The 5,273-nt window shown below is 56.8% G+C and carries 2 rRNA genes; both read left to right on the forward strand.

Features of this window, described 5'->3' with window-relative positions:
- The first annotated feature begins 302 nt into the window (after positions 1-302).
- Positions 303-1,828 (forward strand): 16S ribosomal RNA (locus ACHFIV_RS06965).
- A gap of 298 nt (positions 1,829-2,126) precedes the next feature.
- Positions 2,127-5,251: ribosomal RNA gene (locus ACHFIV_RS06970) — 23S ribosomal RNA — on the forward strand.
- The 16S and 23S rRNA genes sit together here, the layout of an rRNA operon.
- Positions 5,252-5,273: the final 22 nt, after the last annotated feature.

A 5,273-nucleotide genomic window follows, 5' to 3' on the forward strand; every position in this document is an offset into this window, starting at 1 on the left:
AATCGGACACGAAAGAGTCTGATAGAGTCGGAAACGCAAGAACAGAAGGGAAGCGCCCGGAGGGCCCCGGTGAAACGGGACCGAAGGAAGCGTCCGTTCCTTGAGAACTCAACAGCGTGCCAAAAGTCAACGCCAGATATGTTGATACCCCGGCCTGCTTCGGCAGGTTGGTGGTTCCTTTGAAAAGTCCTACCGGTCCTTCGGGTCGGGTAGGCAACAACAGCGAGGACGCTGTGAACGACCGGTCTTATTCCGACCTGGTCGTTCCGCTCTCGTGTTGTGATCCCGATTACGGGAAAACATTCACGGAGAGTTTGATCCTGGCTCAGGACGAACGCTGGCGGCGTGCTTAACACATGCAAGTCGAACGATGAAGCCTTTCGGGGTGGATTAGTGGCGAACGGGTGAGTAACACGTGGGCAATCTGCCCTTCACTCTGGGACAAGCCCTGGAAACGGGGTCTAATACCGGATAACACTCTGTCCCGCATGGGACGGGGTTAAAAGCTCCGGCGGTGAAGGATGAGCCCGCGGCCTATCAGCTTGTTGGTGGGGTGATGGCCTACCAAGGCGACGACGGGTAGCCGGCCTGAGAGGGCGACCGGCCACACTGGGACTGAGACACGGCCCAGACTCCTACGGGAGGCAGCAGTGGGGAATATTGCACAATGGGCGAAAGCCTGATGCAGCGACGCCGCGTGAGGGATGACGGCCTTCGGGTTGTAAACCTCTTTCAGCAGGGAAGAAGCGAAAGTGACGGTACCTGCAGAAGAAGCGCCGGCTAACTACGTGCCAGCAGCCGCGGTAATACGTAGGGCGCAAGCGTTGTCCGGAATTATTGGGCGTAAAGAGCTCGTAGGCGGCTTGTCACGTCGGATGTGAAAGCCCGGGGCTTAACCCCGGGTCTGCATTCGATACGGGCTAGCTAGAGTGTGGTAGGGGAGATCGGAATTCCTGGTGTAGCGGTGAAATGCGCAGATATCAGGAGGAACACCGGTGGCGAAGGCGGATCTCTGGGCCATTACTGACGCTGAGGAGCGAAAGCGTGGGGAGCGAACAGGATTAGATACCCTGGTAGTCCACGCCGTAAACGTTGGGAACTAGGTGTTGGCGACATTCCACGTCGTCGGTGCCGCAGCTAACGCATTAAGTTCCCCGCCTGGGGAGTACGGCCGCAAGGCTAAAACTCAAAGGAATTGACGGGGGCCCGCACAAGCAGCGGAGCATGTGGCTTAATTCGACGCAACGCGAAGAACCTTACCAAGGCTTGACATATACCGGAAAGCATCAGAGATGGTGCCCCCCTTGTGGTCGGTATACAGGTGGTGCATGGCTGTCGTCAGCTCGTGTCGTGAGATGTTGGGTTAAGTCCCGCAACGAGCGCAACCCTTGTTCTGTGTTGCCAGCATGCCCTTCGGGGTGATGGGGACTCACAGGAGACTGCCGGGGTCAACTCGGAGGAAGGTGGGGACGACGTCAAGTCATCATGCCCCTTATGTCTTGGGCTGCACACGTGCTACAATGGCCGGTACAATGAGCTGCGATGCCGCGAGGCGGAGCGAATCTCAAAAAGCCGGTCTCAGTTCGGATTGGGGTCTGCAACTCGACCCCATGAAGTCGGAGTTGCTAGTAATCGCAGATCAGCATTGCTGCGGTGAATACGTTCCCGGGCCTTGTACACACCGCCCGTCACGTCACGAAAGTCGGTAACACCCGAAGCCGGTGGCCCAACCCCTTGTGGGAGGGAGCTGTCGAAGGTGGGACTGGCGATTGGGACGAAGTCGTAACAAGGTAGCCGTACCGGAAGGTGCGGCTGGATCACCTCCTTTCTAAGGAGCATCTAGGTTTCCTTCGGGGAATCCAGAGACCATTTCGTCGGCAAATGTTCGACGGTGGTTGCTCATGGGTGGAACGTTGACTATTCGGCACGGTGAGCTTGTTTTCGTTAGTACTGCTTCGGCGTGGAACACGGGAATGGGTTGATCGGGTCGGGCACGCTGTTGGGTATCTGAAGGTATGGCCGTAAGGCTGCCTTCGGTTGCCGGCCCCAGTGCACTCACCTGTAAGGGTGGGGTGATGGGTGGCTGGTCGTTGTTTGAGAACTGCACAGTGGACGCGAGCATCTGTGGCCAAGTTTTTAAGGGCGCACGGTGGATGCCTTGGCACCAGGAACCGATGAAGGACGTGGGAGGCCACGATAGTCCCCGGGGAGCTGTCAACCAAGCTTTGATCCGGGGGTTTCCGAATGGGGAAACCCGGCAGTCGTCATGGGCTGTCACCCGCTGCTGAACACATAGGCAGTGTGGAGGGAACGAGGGGAAGTGAAACATCTCAGTACCCTCAGGAAGAGAAAACAACCGTGATTCCGGGAGTAGTGGCGAGCGAAACTGGATGAGGCCAAACCGTATGCGTGTGATACCCGGCAGGGGTTGCGCTTACGGGGTTGTGGGATCTCTCTTTCACAGTCTGCCGGCTGTGAGGCGAGTCAGAAACCGTTGATGTAGGCGAAGGACATGCGAAAGGTCCGGCGTAGAGGGTAAGACCCCCGTAGCTGAAACATTAACGGCTCGTTTGAGAGACACCCAAGTAGCACGGGGCCCGAGAAATCCCGTGTGAATCTGGCGGGACCACCCGCTAAGCCTAAATATTCCCTGGTGACCGATAGCGGATAGTACCGTGAGGGAATGGTGAAAAGTACCGCGGGAGCGGAGTGAAATAGTACCTGAAACCGTGTGCCTACAAGCCGTGGGAGCGTCGCTGTATGTGCTTGCACATGCAGTCGTGACTGCGTGCCTTTTGAAGAATGAGCCTGCGAGTTAGCGGTGTGTAGCGAGGTTAACCCGTGTGGGGAAGCCGTAGCGAAAGCGAGTCCGAATAGGGCGATTGAGTTGCACGCTCTAGACCCGAAGCGGAGTGATCTAGCCATGGGCAGGTTGAAGCGGAGGTAAGACTTCGTGGAGGACCGAACCCACCAGGGTTGAAAACCTGGGGGATGACCTGTGGTTAGGGGTGAAAGGCCAATCAAACTCCGTGATAGCTGGTTCTCCCCGAAATGCATTTAGGTGCAGCGTCGTGTGTTTCTTGCCGGAGGTAGAGCACTGGATAGGCGATGGGCCCTACCGGGTTACTGACCTTAGCCAAACTCCGAATGCCGGTAAGTGAGAGCGCGGCAGTGAGACTGTGGGGGATAAGCTCCATGGTCGAGAGGGAAACAGCCCAGAGCATCGACTAAGGCCCCTAAGCGTACGCTAAGTGGGAAAGGATGTGGAGTCGCAGAGACAACCAGGAGGTTGGCTTAGAAGCAGCCACCCTTGAAAGAGTGCGTAATAGCTCACTGGTCAAGTGATTCCGCGCCGACAATGTAGCGGGGCTCAAGCGTACCGCCGAAGTCGTGTCATTCATACACATATCCCCAACGGGAGTATGGATGGGTAGGGGAGCGTCGTGTGCCGGGTGAAGCAGCCGCGGAAGCGAGTTGTGGACGGTTCACGAGTGAGAATGCAGGCATGAGTAGCGATACACACGTGAGAAACGTGTGCGCCGATTGACTAAGGGTTCCTGGGTCAAGCTGATCTGCCCAGGGTAAGTCGGGACCTAAGGCGAGGCCGACAGGCGTAGTCGATGGACAACCGGTTGATATTCCGGTACCCGCTTTGAAACGCCCAATACTGAATCAGGCGATGCTAAGTCCGTGAAGCCGGCCCGATCTCTTCGGAGTTGAGGGTAGTGGTGGAGCCGACGAACCAGACTTGTATTAGGTAAGCGATGGGGTGACGCAGGAAGGTAGTCCAGCCCGGGCGGTGGTTGTCCCGGGGTAAGGGTGTAGGCCGTGTGGTAGGTAAATCCGTCACACGTTAAGGCTGAGACCTGATGCCGAGCCGATTGTGGTGAAGTGGATGATCCTATGCTGTCGAGAAAAGCCTCTAGCGAGTTTCATGGCGGCCCGTACCCTAAACCGACTCAGGTAGTCAGGTAGAGAATACCGAGGCGTTCGGGTGAACTATGGTTAAGGAACTCGGCAAAATGCCCCCGTAACTTCGGGAGAAGGGGGGCCATCACTGGTGATCCGATTTACTCGGTGAGCTGGGGGTGGCCGCAGAGACCAGCGAGAAGCGACTGTTTACTAAAAACACAGGTCCGTGCGAAGCCGTAAGGCGATGTATACGGACTGACGCCTGCCCGGTGCTGGAACGTTAAGGGGACCGGTTAGTGCACTTTCGGGTGTGCGAAGCTGAGAACTTAAGCGCCAGTAAACGGCGGTGGTAACTATAACCATCCTAAGGTAGCGAAATTCCTTGTCGGGTAAGTTCCGACCTGCACGAATGGCGTAACGACTTCTCGACTGTCTCAACCATAGGCCCGGTGAAATTGCACTACGAGTAAAGATGCTCGTTTCGCGCAGCAGGACGGAAAGACCCCGGGACCTTTACTATAGTTTGATATTGGTGTTCGGTTCGGCTTGTGTAGGATAGGTGGGAGACTTTGAAGCGGCCACGCCAGTGGTTGTGGAGTCGTCGTTGAAATACCACTCTGGTCGTGCTGGATGTCTAACCTGGGTCCGTGATCCGGATCAGGGACAGTGTCTGATGGGTAGTTTAACTGGGGCGGTTGCCTCCTAAAGAGTAACGGAGGCGCCCAAAGGTTCCCTCAGCCTGGTTGGCAATCAGGTGTTGAGTGTAAGTGCACAAGGGAGCTTGACTGTGAGACCGACGGGTCGAGCAGGGACGAAAGTCGGGACTAGTGATCCGGCAGTGGCTTGTGGAAGCGCTGTCGCTCAACGGATAAAAGGTACCCCGGGGATAACAGGCTGATCTTCCCCAAGAGTCCATATCGACGGGATGGTTTGGCACCTCGATGTCGGCTCGTCGCATCCTGGGGCTGGAGTCGGTCCCAAGGGTTGGGCTGTTCGCCCATTAAAGCGGTACGCGAGCTGGGTTTAGAACGTCGTGAGACAGTTCGGTCCCTATCCGCTGTGCGCGTAGGAATATTGAGAAGGGCTGTCCCTAGTACGAGAGGACCGGGACGGACGAACCTCTGGTGTGCCAGTTGTCCTGCCAAGGGCATGGCTGGTTGGCTACGTTCGGAAAGGATAACCGCTGAAAGCATCTAAGCGGGAAGCCTGCTTCGAGATGAGTATTCCCACCACCTTGAGTGGTTAAGGCTCCCAGTAGACGACTGGGTTGATAGGCCAGATGTGGAAGCCCGGTAACGGGTGGAGCTGACTGGTACTAATAGGCCGAGGGCTTGTCCTCAGTTGCTCGCGTCCACTGTGTT

The organism is Streptomyces sp. ALB3 (genome assembly GCF_044385685.1).
In the GTDB taxonomy this organism is placed as follows: Bacteria; Actinomycetota; Actinomycetes; order Streptomycetales; family Streptomycetaceae; genus Streptomyces.